Below are 15346 nucleotides of genomic sequence, written 5' to 3' on the forward strand. Positions count from 1 at the left end.
GTCTCGCTGCGGCAAGGGCCCTCCCGGTCCGGGCGATCCCGCCGGGTGCGCGCCCCGTTCGCCGCGCTCAGCGGTCTGATCGCCGGGTTCACCGCCCTGTGCGTCGCCGGACTGGTCGCGGCTGCCGTCCGTCCCGAGGCGGGTCCGGTCACGGCCGTGGGCGGTGCGGTCATCGACCGCACTCCGGCGGCCGTCAAGGACTTCGCCGTACGGAACTTCGGCAGCGACGACAAGCTGGTGCTGCAGTTCGGCATCCTCGTGGTCCTGGCGCTGTTCGCCATGGCCGTGGGGATCCTCGCACTGCGCCACCGCTGGACCGGCGCCGCGGCCGTGCTGGTCTTCGGTGTGGTCGGGGCGGTGTCCGCGGCCGGGCGGCCCGAGGGCCGCCCGGGCGACGTACTGCCCTCGGTCGCGGGCGCCCTGGTGGCCGCGGGGGTGCTCTGTCTCCTGACTGGACGGCTGGCCCCTGTCCACCCCCCGTCTCCGGCGGCCGGGGAGACGGAGGCTGAGGAGCAGGGCGCCTTCGACCGCCGCGGATTCGTCGTCGCGGCGACCTCCGCAGCGGCGGCCTCGGCCGGTGCGGGACTCCTGGGCCGACGGCTCCAGGCGTCCCGGCTGGCCGGGGCCTTCGCCTCGCGCGGTGACATCGTGCTCCCGGCTCCGGCCTCACCTGCCCCCGCGACACCGCGCGGAGCCGGTCCGGACATCCGTGGCCTGAGCTCGTTCACCACCCCGAACAAGGACTTCTACCGGGTGGACACCGCCCTGGTGGTCCCGCGCGTCGACGCCGACCGGTGGCGGCTGCGGATCCATGGGAGGGGGGTGGCGCGACCCGTCACCCTCACCTTCCAGGACCTCCTGGGGCGCGAACTCGTCGAGCGGGACATCACGCTGACCTGCGTGTCCAACCAGGTGGGCGGTCCGTACGTCGGCAACGCCCGGTGGATCGGGGTACGGCTGGCCGACCTGCTGCGCGAGGCGGGGGTGGAGCCCCCGTCCAGGGGCGACCCGGCGGACCAGATCGTGTCGCGCTCCGTGGACGGAATGACGATCGGCACACCGGTCGAGGACGTCATGGACGGCCGGGACGCACTGCTCGCCGTCGGCATGAACGGTGAACCCCTGCCGTTCGACCACGGCTTCCCGGTCCGGATGGTCGTCCCAGGCCTGTACGGATACGTCTCGGCGTGCAAGTGGATCCAGGAGATCGAGCTCACGACGTTCGACGCGTACGACGCCTACTGGGTCGGACGCGACTGGTCCCGCGAGGCTCCGGTCAAGACCCAGTCACGGATCGACACACCTCGCCCCTTCGCCGCGCCGCGACCGGGGACGGTTCAGGTCGCCGGTGTCGCCTGGGCCCAGCACCGGGGCATCGCACGGGTCGAGGTCCGGGTCGACGGCGGTGAGTGGCACACCGCGCGGCTCGCGGCGGAAGCAGGCCGTGACACCTGGCGCCAGTGGGTGTGGGACTGGCCCGCCACGACCGGCCACCACACCCTCGACGTCCGCGCGACGGACCGTACCGGCGCCACACAGACCGACAAGCGGGTCGGCACCGTCCCTGACGGTGCGACCGGGTGGCACTCGGTGGTGGTCGACGTGACCTGACCACCGGCTCAGCCACCGAACCTCGTCTTCCCCTCCCCCTGTTGAACCACCATCGATCCAGGAGCGCACCATGAACTCTCGTCACCTCCGCCGTATCGCCGTCACCGTGTCCGCCGCGGCACTGCTGCCCCTCGCTCTGACCGCCTGCTCCGGCGACTCCGACAGCTCGGCGTCCGACTCCGGTGCGGACAAGGCCGCGTCGAGCGCGCCGGCCAAGGAGACCGGGAGCGCCGCGACGACGGACGAGCCGTTCGGCCCGGGCTGCGCGACGGTCCCGAAGGAGGGTGCCGGCTCGTTCGCGGGCATGGCGCAGGACCCTGTCGCCACGGCCGCGTCGAACAACCCGGCGCTGTCCACGCTGGTGACGGCCGTCAAGCAGGCCGGTCTCGTCGACACCCTGAACAGCGCCGAGAACATCACGGTGTTCGCACCCACCGACGACGCCTTCGCCAAGATCCCCAAGGCCGACCTGGACAAGCTGCTCGCCGACAAGGCACAGCTCACCAAGGTCCTCACCGCGCACGTCGTCGGCCAGAAGCTGACGCCGAAGCAGCTGGAGAAGGGTTCCTTCGACACCCTCGCCAAGACCGGTCTCACGACAGCGGGTTCGGGCGAGGCGTACACCGTGAACGACTCCTCCGAGGTCGTCTGCGGCAACGTCCCGACCGCCAACGCGACGGTCTACGTCGTCGACACCGTCCTGATGCCGGCGAGCTGACCCCACGGCCCGTCAGCACGCTGACGGCATGACACCGACGAGCCCCGAGGGCCGCGTCCTCCGGCCCCACGGCCGGAAGGCGTGGACCGCGGGGCTCGTGCCGTCGGTGCGGTGGCCGGCTCCGCGGCGGGCGACGCCCTGGGCGCACGGCTTCGAGGACGCCCGGGGAACGGCAGCCGGCGCGGGCGGGCGGTGTCGACGCCGCCCCTGAACGCCGGACACAACCCCCGCACGTGCCGCTGCCGGGATCCGGCACCCGTGCGCTGCGGGCGCCGGGTCTGGTGTCGCCGGCCCGCCGACGCGACGGAACCGCAGGATTCAATCGCCGGAAAACTACACATAAGGGACATGTAAGAGCACACTGGTCTCAAGAGCCAATGACCGCACCCCCTGGACGCGGTTGCTCCAGCAAGTGCGAAGGAGATCAGCCTCATGAGTAACATCTCGCACACCGGAAGGGATGTTTCCGGACACACCGGAAGGGACCTGTCCGGACATCCTGACGCCGAGGAAATGCGGGCGCGTCACGACCGCGTGATGGGCGGCGGCCGCACCACGGCCGGTGCGGACGCACCGGTGTTCCTGCTCGGTCTCTACTGCGCCGTCTCGCCGTGGGTGCTCCACTTCACCGCGAGCCAGCCCTCCCTGGTGACGCACAACCTCGTCATCGGCATCGCGATAGCCGTGCTGGCGCTCTGCTTCACCGCCATGCCCGAGCGGATGACCGGGATGAGCATGGCCATCGTCGCACTGGGTGCCTGGCTCATCGTGTCGACCTGGATCGTCGGCCAGAGCCCTGACATGGGCGTCGTCCTCAACAACGTGATCGTCGGTGGTCTGGCGATTGTGCTGGGGGCAGCCTGCGCGGGACTCTCGATGAAGAACAAGAAGAAGACCTGACGGGAGCACGCACAGGAGTGGCCTCCGGCAGACGCTGTCCGCCGGAGGCCACTCCTCGTTCACCTCGTCCGTAGGCCCACGGAGCGTTCACCTCGTCCGTAGGCCCACGGACCCTGCCTCACCCCACCGAGCTGTACGCCACCACACCTCTCAGTACGGCGTCGACGGCCTTGTGGGCGTTCTTCGCGACCGAGCTCCCGTCCCGGGGCGCGGCGGCCGCGATCTGGCCCAGTACGTCGATGACCTGCTTGCACCACCGTACGAAGTCGCCGGCCGGCATCTCCGCTTCGCGCAGGACCTCGTCCAGCGTCCTCCCGGATGCCCACATGTAGACCGCCCAGGCGAAGCCGAGATCGGGCTCGCGCTGGCCGACCCCTTCCGTCTGGCTGATCTTGAAGTCCTCCTCGAGGGCGTCGAGACGCCCCCAGATACGGACCATCTCGCCCATCGCGGCCTTCGCCGGCCCGGAGGGCAGCTTGGGTGCGACGGCGTCGTCCGCCTGGCGGGCCTCGTAGACCAGAGCCGAGACGCAAGCGGCCAGCTCGGCGGGGTTGAGCCCCTCCCAGACGCCCTCCCGCAGGCACTCACTGGCCAGCAGGTCGAGCTCGCCGTAGAGCCGTGCCAGGCGCCGGCCGTTGTCGGTGACCTCGCTGCCCCGCAGGTAGTCGAGCTCGGTCAGCAGCGCGACGATGCGGTCGAAGGTCCGGGCGATGGTGTTCGTCCGGCCCTCGATGCGGTGCTCCAGCTGCCGCGTGTCGCGCTGCAGCCGGTGGTACCGCTCGGCCCACCGCGCGTGGTCCTCGCGCTCGTCGCACCCGTGGCAGGGGTGCGCGCGCAGTTCCGTGCGGAGCCGGGCGATCTCCCGGTCGTCGGCCGCGGTGGCCCGCTGCTTGCGGTGCCGCCCCGGATCGATGTGGCCCGCCTTGCTCCGCAACGCGGACGCCAGATCGCGACGGGACTGCGGCGATCGCGGGTTGAACGCCTTGGGCACCCGCATCCGCTCCAGCGCCTCGACCGGCACCGGGAAGTCGATGTGGGCCAGTCGCTTGACCTGCCGCTCCGCCGTCAGCACCAGGGGACGCGGCCCGTCGTGGTACTCGAGCCCGCGATGGCCGTTGGTCCGTCCGGCGGGGAGGCCGGGGTCGAGCACCAGGGCGAGGCCGGCGAACTTGCCGGTCGGGACGTGGATGATGTCACCGGGCTTCAGCTTCTCCAGGGACGCGGCGGCGGCGGCCCGCCGCTGGGCCGCGCCCTGCTTGGCCAGCTCCGTCTCGCGGTCCTTGAGGTCGCGGCGCAGCCGCGCGTACTCCTCGAAGTCACCGAGGTGGCAGGTCATGCCCTCCTTGTAACCCGCGAGGCCCTCCTCGTTGCGCTGGACCTGCCGGGAGATCCCGACGACGGACCGGTCGGCCTGGAACTGCGCGAAGGAGGTCTCGAGCAGTTCGCGCGAACGGTGCCGCCCGAACTGCTGCACGAGGTTCACGGCCATGTTGTACGAGGGCCGGAAGCTGGAACGCAGCGGATAGGTGCGCGTGCCGGCGAGTCCGGCGAGCGCCCCCGGGTCCATGCCCCTCTGCCACAGGACGACCGCGTGGCCCTCGACGTCGATACCCCGCCGGCCGGCCCGGCCGGTCAGCTGGGTGTACTCGCCGGGCGTGATGTCGGCGTGCTGCTCGCCGTTCCACTTGACGAGCTTCTCGAGCACCACGGAGCGGGCGGGCATGTTGATGCCGAGCGCGAGCGTCTCGGTGGCGAAGACCGCCTTGACCAGGCCGCGGACGAAGAGCTCTTCCACGACCTCCTTGAAGGTCGGCAGCATTCCGGCGTGGTGCGCGGCGATGCCCCGCTCCAGCCCCTCCAGCCACTCGTAGTACCCGAGGACGTGGAGGTCCTCGGGAGGGATGGAGGCGGTCCGCTCCTCGACGATCTCCCGCACCAGATGGCGCTTGTCCTCGTCGTTCAGCCGGAGCCCTGCCTGGAGGCACTGCTGCACGGCGGCCTGGCAGCCCGCCCGGCTGAAGATGAAGGTGATCGCGGGCAGGAGCCCCTCGGCGTCGAGCCGGTCGATGACCTCCGGCCTGGACGGGGTCCAGATGCGGCTGCGCTGGCGGCGCTCGCGCTCACGGTCCGCCTCGCGCACCATCTTCCCGCGACGGCGCTCACGCGGGTTGTAACCGCGCTGGTTCTCCATCCGGGCGAGCCGGACCAGATCCGGACTGACCTCGCGCCGGCCGGTGCCCCGGCCACCGTGGTCGGTCTCCTCCTCGAACAGGTCGTACATCCGCCGCCCGGCCATGACGTGCTGCCACAGCGGCACGGGCCGGTGCTCCGAGACGATCACCTGCGTGTCACCGCGGACGGTGTCCAGCCAGTCGCCGAACTCCTCGGCGTTGGACACGGTCGCCGACAGCGACACCAGGGTCACGGACTCCGGCAGGTGGATGATCACTTCCTCCCACACCGCGCCCCGGAAGCGGTCGGAGAGGTAGTGCACCTCGTCCATGACCACGTAGCCGAGCCCGGTGAGGGACTGGGAGCCCGCGTACAGCATGTTGCGCAGGACCTCGGTCGTCATCACGACCACGGGTGCGTCCGCGTTGACGCTGTTGTCACCGGTCAGCAGACCGACCTTGTCCGCGCCGTAGCGCCGGACGAGATCGGTGAACTTCTGGTTGGACAGGGCCTTGATGGGCGTGGTGTAGAAACACTTGCGGCCCTGCAGAAGGGCCAGGTGAACGGCGAATTCACCGACGATCGTCTTGCCCGACCCCGTGGGGGCCGCGACCAGCACCCCCTTGCCGGCCTCCAGGGCCTGGCAGGCCTCGATCTGGAACGGGTCCAGCCCGAATTCGTACATCTCGCGGAAGGGCCCGAGGGCGGTGGCCCGCTCGGCCGCACGCACCCGCGACGCCTGGTATCGCTCAGCTGGTGAGAGGTCCTCTGTCATCTTGATACGAGCCTACCCGCCCCGTATGACAGTCAGCCCGATCTTTATTTCACGGTGCAAGGACCCGCACGGCGCCGGGTGCGCAGGTGGCCGTCAGCGGCAGAGCGCCCAGCGGCTCACCGTCCGCGTACGCCGTGACACCGGCCGCCGCCAGCTCGATCGAGGAGACCCGGTGCACGGTGACCTTCGGGTGCCCGAGGTGCGTCCCCCTGTACACCTTCGGGAAGACCCTGAGGAGGGTGGTCCGGGTGCAGTCGCCGACCACGGTCACGTCGAACAGCCCGTCGTCCATGACCGCGTCGGCGCAGATCCGCATGCCGCCGCCGTACGTGCTCCCGTTCCCCACCGCGATCAGGGTCGCCTCGATCTCGGTCACCGGGCCGCCGTCCAGCCTGACGCGGTACGGGATCGGGCGGAAGGCCGCCAGCTCGGCGAGGATCGCGAGGTCGTACTTGAAGCGCCCGCCGGCCCAGCGCATCCGGTTCCCCCGGTCGTTGACCCGTGAGTCGAAGCCCGAGGCCAGGACCGAGCCGAACCACCGCTCCCCGACGCGGCCCAGGTCGATCGCGCGCGCTCTCCCGCCCTTCAGCACTTCTGCGGCGAGCCGGCCGGCCGCGGCCGGATCGCGGACCGGCAGCCCGAGCGCGCGGGCGAAGTCGTTGCCGGTGCCCACGGCCACGGCACCCAGCGGCGTCGACGTGCCGGCGACGGCTTGCAGGGCGAGGGACATCATGCCGTCCCCGCCCACGGCTATCAGTGCTCCGGTACCGAGCGCCACGGCCTCGCGGGCCCGCCGCAGGGCGTCGTCGGCGTCCTCACCGAGGACCGTCCGGACCGAGAAGCCCGCGTCCCGCAGAGCCGAAGCGGCCGGCTGCGCGGCACGCGCGCCCCGGCCGCCACCCGCGGTGGGATTGACGAAGAGGGTGATCTCGCTGGTCACCCGCGGGACCTTACAAGGTCAGGTGATGTCGTCGTAACCGTTGAGGCGGTGTGACCGGCCACCGTCGGCGTCACCACCGGCCTGCTCGGGGAGGGCGGCCCTGGACCGCACCGGCTCGATCGCTCCGACGGCCTCGGGGGTGAGGTCGAGCGCGGACGCCTCGTCGTCGTCCAGCTCGGCGTCGGGGTCGGCCCGCCGCCTGCGCTTGTCGTTGAGCAGTGAGAACCCGACCGCGACGAAGTAGAGCACCGCGAGCGGGCCGGCGAGCAGCAGCATCGAGATGGGCTCGCCGCCGGGTGTGGCGATGGCCGCGAAACCGGTCAGCCCGACGAGCATCCCGCGCCACCAGCGCAGCATGCGCGCGCCGGTCAGGACACCGGTCAGATTGAGCAGGATGAGCAGCAGCGGCAGCTCGAAGGCGAGTCCGAAGACGATCACCATGCGGGTGATCAGGTCCAGGAAGTCGTCCAGCGGCAGCAGGTTCTTCACGTTGTCGGGCGTGAAGCCGAGCATGATCTCGGCGGTCTGCGGCAGGATCGCGTACGCCAGGTAGGCGCCGGCGGCGAAGAGCGGGACCCCGGCCGCGGCGAAGGCGAACGAATAGCGCTTCTCCTGCTTGTGCAGGCCGGGAGCGACGAACGCCCACAGCTGGTAGAGCCACACGGGCGTGGCCACCAGTACGCCCGCCATCAGGGACACCTTCAGCGCGATGGTGAACGGCGACAGCAGACCGTTGGTGGTCATCTCCGCGCAGGGACGGCCGTTGACCATGGTCACGGCGCCGTTCCTGCAGCCGACCGAGTCCAGGATCGGCTTCATCAGGAACTCGAAGATGTCCTTCTGGAAGAACGCCGCGACGATCACGGCGACGACGATCGCCAGGACCGACTTCAGCAGCCGGTTGCGCAGCTCACGCAGGTGATCGAGGAGGGGCATCCGCCCCTCGTCGTCCTTCTCCTGCTTGCGGGCGGACTTGAGCAACCCACTTCCCTCGTCTCGTGCGGCAGCGTCCCGGGTCGGGGATCAGCTGTCAGCTCTGGGTGGTGGGCTTGGCCTCGCTGACCGGGCGGGAGCTGGTGACGTCTCCCGGAGCGGCCTGGATCGTGCGTGCGGTGGACGCGGGCGGGGTGGTGTCCGCGACGTTCTCCGTGGTGGGCGTCGCGGGCTCCGCGTCGTCCTTCTTCATGGCCTTGGCCTCGCTCTTGAGGATGCGGGCCGACTTGCCGAGCGAACGCGCCATGTCGGGAAGCTTCTTGGCACCGAAGAGCAGCAGGATGACAGCGATGATCAGAACGATCTCGAGGGGCTTCAGATTGCCGATCATGTGCGACTTCCTTCTCACTGAGGCGTCTGGAGGGTGGGCTCGCTACCCGTTCGACCGGACAGGTGTCCAGCCTTCGCGCTGGCAGCGATCGTAACCCGCAGGGGTAAACGCGAGGCAATGCCCGCGCGTACTCCCGGTTGCGGCCCCCACCTCCCTGCCTGGGCCGCTCCAGCAGCGTACCCCCCGAACCAGTGAATCTGGAGGCCGCGCTCTGCTATCGCAGGGCTTCCCCGGTGTCGGCGAGCGTGGTGGCCGCTCGTTCGAGATCCTCGGCCGCTCGGTTGATCCGCCGCGTGGTCGCCGCGACCTGTCCGGCGAGCCGCTGGGCCTCGACGAACACCCTGACGGCGAGCACGCCGAGCACGGCCAGGCCGGCGAACCCCAGGGCGATGGCGAGCATGGGCCAGAACATGGGCGGATCCTCGATGTCTCTCGTCAGCGCAGGGCGGTGTGCAGGCGCAGTGTCCGCACCCCGCCGCCGCTCAGCAGCTCGATGATGCGCTCCCCGGCCGGCTTGCGGACCGCGGAACCGCACACGGGGCAGGTGAAGGAGTAGAAGGTCGTACGGCGGCTGGCGCCTATGGCCAGCCGCAGCGCTCCCGCCGTGAGCTCGAACCGCTCACGGCAGTCCGGGCAGGCGGCCCGGAAGCGCACGGTGTCGGGCACCGCCACCGGGACCGGCCCGGCGTGCGTGCTCGATGTCGCGGTCATGGGACCTCCGTCTCCTCGGTGCACCGGTGGCCGCCGCTCAGAGCGCGCCGTCGTAGGCGGCCAGCGCCTCGCGCGCGGCCAGCCGTGCGCTCTCGGCCAGGTCCGGGGGCGATGTGATGCGTCCCTCGCCGCCCAGCCGCAGGGCCAGCCTGCGCAGGGAGGCCGGGTCGGGGGTGCGGAGGGTGATCCGCAGGCCACCGTCGGGAAGCTCCTCCGCGCTGTCGTGCGGGTAGTACTCGGCGACCCACCGGCCGCCGGGGCCGACCTCGATCACGACCTCCGGATCCTCCGCGGCGGGCTGCACCAGTCCCTCGGAGAGGTCACGCAGCTCCAGCTCCGGAGGGGCGGACGGGGCGTCGAGCAGCCTGATCTCGGCGACCCGGTCGAGCCGGAAGGTGCGCCGGGCCTCGCTGAGCCGGCACCAGCCCTCCATATAGGTGTGGCCGACGGCGAACAGCCGGATCGGGTCCACCTCGCGCTCGGTCAGCTCGTCACGTGCGGGCGAGTAGTAGCGCAGCCAGAGCCTGCGCCGCTCCGAGATCGCCCGGTCCACGTCGGCGAAGACGCCCCCCTCGGACTCGAACGTGACGGAGAGCCGCGAGCTGGCGGCCCCCACCTCGCCCGCCGCCGTCTCCAGTTTGGCCGTCGCCCGCACCAGCGCCTGCCGGTCGCTCTCACGCAGGCCGGGCAGCGTGGCGACGGCGCGGGCCGCGACGAGCAGTGCGGTCGCCTCGTCGGCGGCGAGCCGCAGCGGCTCGGCGACGTCGTCCGGGTTGTGCCACCAGATCCGGTCACCGTCGGTGTCGATGTCCAGCAGGTCACCGCCGCGGAAGCTGGTCCCGCACATGGGAAGCACGTCCAGGTCGGAGATCAGCTCGTCCTCGGTGATCCCGAAGGCCCGGGCCACGTCCTGGACGTGCGCGCCGGGGCGCTCCCGCAGGTACGTGACGAGGGACAGCATCCGGCGGGTCTGGTCGATCGCGTTCGTGGCCACGAGTACGGGTCCCCTCAGTCCTTGGCCACGGCGCGCAGCCGGTCCATCACGTCGGCCCGCAGATCGGCGGGTTCGCTCACGATCACGTCGGGTCCGAACTCGACGAGCCAGGCGTCCAGTCCGTGTCCGTACGGGATCTCCAACTCGTCCCAGCCGTCGCCGAGTGCGCGTACGGATATGGCACGCGACCGCAGCGGGTAGCCGGAGCCGGTACGCAGCCTGATGCGGGCGGTCCTGGTGGCTGTCTCCCCCGCCCAGCTCTCCACCGTCTCGCGGACGGTGACGGCATCGGGCACCCGGGCCGTGAAGGCCCCGGCGCGGGAGCGGACCCGGCCGGAGATCCGGGACAGCCGGAAGACCCGCTCGGCACCCCGGTCACGGTCCCAGCCGGCCAGGTACCAGTGGCCGCGCCAGCACTCGAGCGTCCAGGGTTCCACCTGGCGCTGTTCGGGGCGGGCGGAGTTGCCCTTGCGGTAGTCGAAGGTGACCGGGCGGCGGTCACGGCAGGCGAGCATCAGCGGTTCGAAGGCGGCTTCGTGGACCGGGATGCGGGGTTCGAGGGCACTGTGCACCTCGTAGGCGTCCTCGGCCTCGGGCATGCCGGCGGCCCGCAGCTTCTGCAGGGCGCCGCTGGCGGCGCCGGCGAGCCGGGCCTGCTGCCAGACCTTGGCGGCGAGCCCGAGGGCCGCGGCCTCCTCCGCGTCCAGCGTGATGGGGGGCAGCCGGTTGCTGTCGCGGCGCGCGAGGTATCCGGTGTCGCCGTCCAGGTTCTCCACGGTCTCGATGATCAGGCCGAGTTCGCGCAGGTCGTCCTTGTCACGCTCGAACATGCGGTTGAAGGATTCGTCGGAGCCCGCCTCCAGGTAGGCCTCGATGGACCCGCGGAGCTCACGCTTGCTGAGCGGGCGCCGGGTACCCAGCAGACACAGCGCCAGGTTCATCAGCCTCTCGGCCTTGGCAATCGCCATCGACGCCCTTTCTCGACGTGCTCTCCGACCGTCGACCGTACCGCCCCGGGGTGTACGGACCAAAGCGAGGGGCCCGTGCCTTGCGGCACGGGCCCTGACTGCTGTAGACGGGCGGATCAGACGCCGACGAGGTCGCAGACGAAGATCAGCGTCTCGCCCGGGGCGATGGCGCCGCCACCCGCGCCGCGGTCGCCGTAGGCGAGGTGCGCGGGGATGGTCAGCTGGCGACGGCCGCCGACCTTCATGCCCTGGACGCCCTTGTCCCAGCCGGCGATGACCTGACCGGCACCGAGCTGGAACTGCAGCGGGGTGCCGCGGTTCCACGAGGCGTCGAACTCCTCGCCGGTGGAGAAGGCCACACCGACGTAGTGCACGGAGACGGTCTGGCCCGCCTGGGCCACCGGTCCGTCGCCCTCCCAGATGTCCTTGATCTCCAGGTCGGCCGGCGGCTCGCCACCCGGGAAGTCGATCTCGGGCTTCTCGATGCTCACTGAACTGCTCCTCTTACTGATGTGCTGGGCAACCGGGACAGTCTTACATCTTTGTCAGGATGTCCACGGACCACACGAGCGTCGAGTCGGCGGGGATGGTCTGCTGCGCCTGGTCGCCGAAACCCTGGTCCGGCGGGATGACGAGCAGGACGCGGCTGCCCACCTTCTTGCCGACGAGGCCGGCCTTCAGGCCCTTGACGGTGATCTGCGCCAGCGGGAAGCTCGCGACCTTGCCCGTCTGGTAGGTGCTGTCGAACTTCTTCGCGCCCTTCCACAGGTAGGCCTCGTAGTTCACGACGATGGTGTCGCTGTCCTTCACGGCCTCCCCGTCGGACTCGATGATGTAGTTGGACACCAGCTTCTTGGGCGGGTCGCCCTTGGGGATCGTGACCTTGGGGGCCTTGCCGTCGGTGTTGGCGCCGACCTTCGGCAGGTCGATGTTGTCCTGGGCGACCGTGCTGCCCTTCGGGGACTTCGGGACCGGCTCCCCGCTCACCACGTCCACGACGAAGACGAGTGTGGCGTTGGGCTTGATGTCCTGTCCCTGGCCCTGCTCGCCGTAGGCGAGTTCCGGGGGGATGACCAACTGGACACGGCTGCCGACCTTCTGGCCGACGAGCCCCTGCTCCCAGCCCGGGATGACCATGCCGCCGCCGAGGACCAGACCGAACGGCTGCTTGCGGTCGAAGCTGTTGTCGAAGGGCTTGGTGGAGTCCCACGCCTGGCCCAGGTAGTTGACCTCGGCCGCGTCGCCGTTCTTGAGCTTCGCCCCGTCCCCCTCACTGATGACTTCGGTCTTCAGTTTCTTGGGTGGATCCCCCTCACCTTTCGCCAGAGTGGGCTTCTCACCGAACTTCGCTCCCGCGGTGATCGCGGGAAACCCGTTCTTGGAGGCGGAGTCGGGGGCCTTGTCGTCGCCGCATGCCGCCGTGGACAGCAGCAGGAGGGGGACGACGAGAAGGCCGGCAAGTCGGCGCACTGGTTCCTCAGATCTCAGACGGCACGTGAATGGTCCCCCGACACTCTAGGCGGACGGAAGGGCCCCGTACGAGGAACGTACGGGGCCCGGTCGCATACGGGGCGGGACGTCACCGCCCGGATCACATGCCGGCGATCAGCTTCTCCACCCGCTCGTCGACGGAACGGAAGGGGTCCTTGCACAGCACGGTGCGCTGCGCCTGGTCGTTGAGCTTGAGGTGGACCCAGTCGACGGTGAAGTCCCGTCGCTGTTCCTGGGCCCGGCGGATGAAGTCGCCGCGCAGCCGCGCCCTGGTCGTCTGCGGGGGCACCGACTTGCCCTCGAAGATCTTCAGGTCGTTGCAGATGCGGGCGGCCTGGCCCTTGCGCTCCAGGAGGTAGTAGAGCCCGCGCCGGCGGTGGATGTCGTGGTAGGCGAGGTCTATCTGAGCGACCCGCGGATTGGACATGGTCATGTTGTGCTTGGCCCGGTACCGGTCGATGAGCTTGTACTTCATGACCCAGTCGATCTCGGTGCCGATCCGGTCCAGGTCCTCGGCCTCGACGGCGTCCAGCGTGCGGCCCCACAGCTCGAGGACCTGGTCGACGGTGCCGGTGCGGATGCCGCGGCGCTCGACGAAGTCCACGGCCTTCTCGTAGTACTCGCGCTGGACCTCGATGGCCGACGCCTCACGGCCGCTGGCCAGGCGCACCTTGCGCTGTCCCGTGATGTCGTGACTGACCTCGCGGATGGCCCGGATCGGGTTCTCCAGGGTCAGGTCCCGCATCACCGTGCCCGCTTCGATCATGCGCAGCACGAGGTCGGTCGCGCCGACCTTGAGGAGCATGGTGGTCTCGGACATGTTGGAGTCGCCGACGATGACGTGGAGGCGGCGGTACCGCTCCGCGTCGGCGTGCGGTTCGTCCCGGGTGTTGATGATCGGGCGGGAGCGCGTCGTCGCGGAACTGACGCCCTCCCAGATGTGCTCGGCCCGCTGGCTCACGCAGAAGACGGCTCCGCGCGGGGTCTGCAGCACCTTGCCGGCACCGCAGATCAGCTGTCGGGTGACGAGGAACGGAATGAGGATGTCCGCGAGCCGGGAGAATTCCCCGTGCCGTGCCACGAGGTAGTTCTCGTGACACCCGTAGGAGTTTCCAGCCGAGTCGGTGTTGTTCTTGAAGAGATAGACGTCGCCCGCGATTCCCTCCTCGTGCAGGCGGCGTTCGGCGTCGACGAGCAGGCCTTCGAGAATGCGTTCGCCCGCCTTGTCGTGCGTGACCAGTTCGGTCACGTTGTCGCATTCGGGTGTCGCGTATTCCGGATGCGATCCCACGTCGAGGTACAGGCGGGCGCCGTTCCGCAGGAAGACATTGCTGCTGCGGCCCCATGACACAACACGGCGGAAGAGGTAGCGCGCCACTTCGTCAGGTGACAGTCGGCGCTGTCCCCTGAACGTGCACGTGACGCCGTACTCGTTCTCCAGCCCGAAAATGCGGCGGTCCATGACTGAACATTACGCCTTATGGCCTGAGCTGAAACCGGGTTCGGCAGCACCGTTTCGATCATTTTCCGAACCGGCCGCGACCGCGGGCCCGGCCCCGGGATCTGCGAGGACCCTTCCGGTGGCCAGCAGGACCAGCAGCGCCGCCGCTCCACCGGCCCCCGCGACGGCGAAACTCCACGCCGTCCCACCGATCTCGACGGCCGGGCCCGCCACCGCCGTCCCGGCCGCCGCTCCGACCCCGAAGGTCGTGACGAGCCAGGAGAACGCCTCGGTGACGGTGCCCCGCGGCGCGTGCCGGTCCACGACGATGAACGAGCAGGCGATCGCCGGGGCCAGGAACACCCCGGACAGTGCCGCGAGCGCGGTCATGGCGGGCACGCCCGGCGTCAGCGCCAGCGGCATGTAGCCCAGCGCGAGCAGCGCGACGATGACCCGCAGCCTGCGCTCGGGCGCCCCCGCCCACTCCCGCGCCCCGTACACCGCTCCGCCGATCAGCGCACCGAGGCCGAGCGCGGCCATCAGCCAGCCGTAGACGGATTCCCGGCCGTGGTCGTCGGCGTAGGCGACCCCCGCCACGGTGATCGAGCCGAGGGCGACGCCGACGAAGAAGAAGGCGCCCAGCAGGGCGAGCAGCCCCGGGGAGCGCAGGGCGCCGAGCCAGTGCGCCTCGCGGGGCGCCGAGCGCCACGCCCTGGAGGGCTCGGACAGCACGACTGACAGGGCTCCCAGCACCCCGATGGCGTTGATGGCCAGCAGCGCGGCGGCCGGCGACCAGAGCGACACCAGGACCGTCACGAGCAGGGGCCCCACGGTGAACATGATCTCCTGGGCCACCGCGTCCATGGCGTACGCCCGGTGCACGCGGTCCTCCCGGCCGAGGACCGTCGGCCACAGGGCGCGCAGGCCGCCCTCCAGCGGGGGTGTGAACAAGCCGGCCACGACGACCGCCGCGTAGGCGGCGGGGAGCGAACCCAGGCCCGCCAGGGCGAACACGGCCATGCCGAGTGCGGAGACGGCGGCAGCGGGGAGCTGGACGCGCGGCTGGCCGTACAGGTCGACGGCCCGGCCGAGCAGGGGCTGCCCGACGGCTGTGGCGAGGCCGTACGCCGCCGCGAGGGCGCCGGCCAGCGTGTAGCTGCCGCCCTCCGCACGGGTGAACAGGACGATCGCGATGTGGGCGGTGCCGTTCGGCAGCCGCCCCACGAGTGTTCCCGTCAGCAGCCGGGCGGCGTGCCGCGCCCGGAGGATGTCCAGATATCCCGCGGCCATGTCCGCCCCTC

Annotated in this window: 15 protein-coding genes; 3 read left to right on the forward strand and 12 right to left on the reverse strand. The window is 70.6% G+C overall.

The genetic code is table 11. The features are described 5' to 3' along the window. Positions 1–45 precede the first annotated feature (45 nt). The 3 genes from ACHFIV_RS20800 to ACHFIV_RS20810 all read left to right on the forward strand — a co-directional run bounded on the left by ACHFIV_RS20800 (position 46) and on the right by ACHFIV_RS20810 (position 3229). Positions 46–1611, forward strand: a complete 1566-nt coding sequence (locus tag ACHFIV_RS20800) for a molybdopterin-dependent oxidoreductase (protein WP_398971147.1) — start codon at positions 46–48, stop codon at positions 1609–1611. Between the two features lie 70 nt (positions 1612–1681). Continuing rightward, entirely contained in the window at positions 1682–2329 is a 648-nt protein-coding gene (locus ACHFIV_RS20805) for a fasciclin domain-containing protein (RefSeq protein ID WP_398971055.1), read from the forward strand. Between the two features lie 432 nt (positions 2330–2761). Further along, a complete protein-coding gene (locus tag ACHFIV_RS20810) occupies positions 2762–3229 on the forward strand; it encodes an SPW repeat protein (RefSeq protein WP_398971058.1) in 468 nt (155 codons plus the stop codon). Positions 3230–3347: 118 nt separating this feature from the next. Here ACHFIV_RS20810 and ACHFIV_RS20815 read toward each other — a convergent pair whose 3' ends face one another. The 12 genes from ACHFIV_RS20815 to ACHFIV_RS20870 form a co-directional block, all read right to left on the reverse strand. After that, positions 3348–6176, reverse strand: a complete 2829-nt coding sequence (locus ACHFIV_RS20815; protein WP_398971060.1) for a DEAD/DEAH box helicase — start codon at positions 6174–6176, stop codon at positions 3348–3350. A gap of 49 nt (positions 6177–6225) precedes the next feature. After that, positions 6226–7116 (reverse strand): diacylglycerol kinase, encoded by an 891-nt coding sequence (locus ACHFIV_RS20820; protein ID WP_398971063.1) that lies wholly within the window; start codon positions 7114–7116, stop codon positions 6226–6228. Positions 7117–7134: 18 nt separating this feature from the next. Beyond that, a complete protein-coding gene (tatC, locus tag ACHFIV_RS20825) occupies positions 7135–8097 on the reverse strand; it encodes a twin-arginine translocase subunit TatC (protein WP_398971066.1) in 963 nt (320 codons plus the stop codon). A gap of 49 nt (positions 8098–8146) precedes the next feature. Further along, positions 8147–8440 carry a Sec-independent protein translocase subunit TatA gene (gene tatA / locus ACHFIV_RS20830; protein WP_398971069.1) on the reverse strand — a complete coding sequence of 98 codons (294 nt, stop codon included), beginning with the start codon at positions 8438–8440 and terminating at the stop codon, positions 8147–8149. A gap of 214 nt (positions 8441–8654) precedes the next feature. Then, the gene (locus tag ACHFIV_RS20835; protein WP_398971071.1) at positions 8655–8852 is read right to left on the reverse strand and encodes a hypothetical protein; all 198 of its coding nucleotides are present in this window, start codon (positions 8850–8852) and stop codon (positions 8655–8657) included. A gap of 23 nt (positions 8853–8875) precedes the next feature. Then, complete coding sequence (locus ACHFIV_RS20840) at positions 8876–9151, reverse strand: hypothetical protein (RefSeq protein ID WP_398971074.1); 276 nt, start codon at positions 9149–9151, stop codon at positions 8876–8878. Between the two features lie 37 nt (positions 9152–9188). Next, entirely contained in the window at positions 9189–10145 is a 957-nt protein-coding gene (locus ACHFIV_RS20845) for a helix-turn-helix transcriptional regulator (protein ID WP_104790274.1), read from the reverse strand. A gap of 14 nt (positions 10146–10159) precedes the next feature. Beyond that, a complete protein-coding gene (locus ACHFIV_RS20850) occupies positions 10160–11113 on the reverse strand; it encodes a helix-turn-helix transcriptional regulator (RefSeq protein ID WP_398971077.1) in 954 nt (317 codons plus the stop codon). Between the two features lie 116 nt (positions 11114–11229). After that, on the reverse strand, positions 11230–11604 hold the full coding sequence (locus tag ACHFIV_RS20855; protein ID WP_356740094.1) for an FKBP-type peptidyl-prolyl cis-trans isomerase: 375 nt from the start codon (positions 11602–11604) through the stop codon (positions 11230–11232). A 43-nt stretch (positions 11605–11647) separates the two neighbouring features. After that, positions 11648–12583: an FKBP-type peptidyl-prolyl cis-trans isomerase gene (locus ACHFIV_RS20860; protein ID WP_398971080.1), complete on the reverse strand. Its 936-nt coding sequence runs from the start codon at positions 12581–12583 to the stop codon at positions 11648–11650. Positions 12584–12704: 121 nt separating this feature from the next. Then, a complete protein-coding gene (pafA, locus tag ACHFIV_RS20865) occupies positions 12705–14066 on the reverse strand; it encodes a Pup--protein ligase (RefSeq protein ID WP_398971084.1) in 1362 nt (453 codons plus the stop codon). A 9-nt stretch (positions 14067–14075) separates the two neighbouring features. Further along, the gene (locus tag ACHFIV_RS20870; protein WP_398971087.1) at positions 14076–15335 is read right to left on the reverse strand and encodes an MFS transporter; all 1260 of its coding nucleotides are present in this window, start codon (positions 15333–15335) and stop codon (positions 14076–14078) included. Positions 15336–15346 lie beyond the last annotated feature (11 nt).

Origin of the sequence: Streptomyces sp. ALB3 (assembly GCF_044385685.1) — a bacterium.
Classification (GTDB): Bacteria; Actinomycetota; Actinomycetes; order Streptomycetales; family Streptomycetaceae; genus Streptomyces.

What these genes read in the sequence shown, in the direction of transcription:
- ACHFIV_RS20835 (WP_398971071.1), bottom strand. Translation starts at nt 8,852, where the DNA reads ATGTTCTGGCCCATGCTCGCCATCGCCCTGGGGTTCGCCGGCCTGGCC.
- ACHFIV_RS20850 (WP_398971077.1), bottom strand. Translation starts at nt 11,113, where the DNA reads ATGGCGATTGCCAAGGCCGAGAGGCTGATGAACCTGGCGCTGTGTCTG.
- pafA (WP_398971084.1), bottom strand. Translation starts at nt 14,066, where the DNA reads ATGGACCGCCGCATTTTCGGGCTGGAGAACGAGTACGGCGTCACGTGC.
- ACHFIV_RS20810 (WP_398971058.1), top strand. Translation starts at nt 2,762, where the DNA reads ATGAGTAACATCTCGCACACCGGAAGGGATGTTTCCGGACACACCGGA.
- ACHFIV_RS20840 (WP_398971074.1), bottom strand. Translation starts at nt 9,151, where the DNA reads ATGACCGCGACATCGAGCACGCACGCCGGGCCGGTCCCGGTGGCGGTG.
- ACHFIV_RS20870 (WP_398971087.1), bottom strand. Translation starts at nt 15,335, where the DNA reads ATGGCCGCGGGATATCTGGACATCCTCCGGGCGCGGCACGCCGCCCGG.
- ACHFIV_RS20815 (WP_398971060.1), bottom strand. Translation starts at nt 6,176, where the DNA reads ATGACAGAGGACCTCTCACCAGCTGAGCGATACCAGGCGTCGCGGGTG.
- tatA (WP_398971069.1), bottom strand. Translation starts at nt 8,440, where the DNA reads ATGATCGGCAATCTGAAGCCCCTCGAGATCGTTCTGATCATCGCTGTC.
- ACHFIV_RS20805 (WP_398971055.1), top strand. Translation starts at nt 1,682, where the DNA reads ATGAACTCTCGTCACCTCCGCCGTATCGCCGTCACCGTGTCCGCCGCG.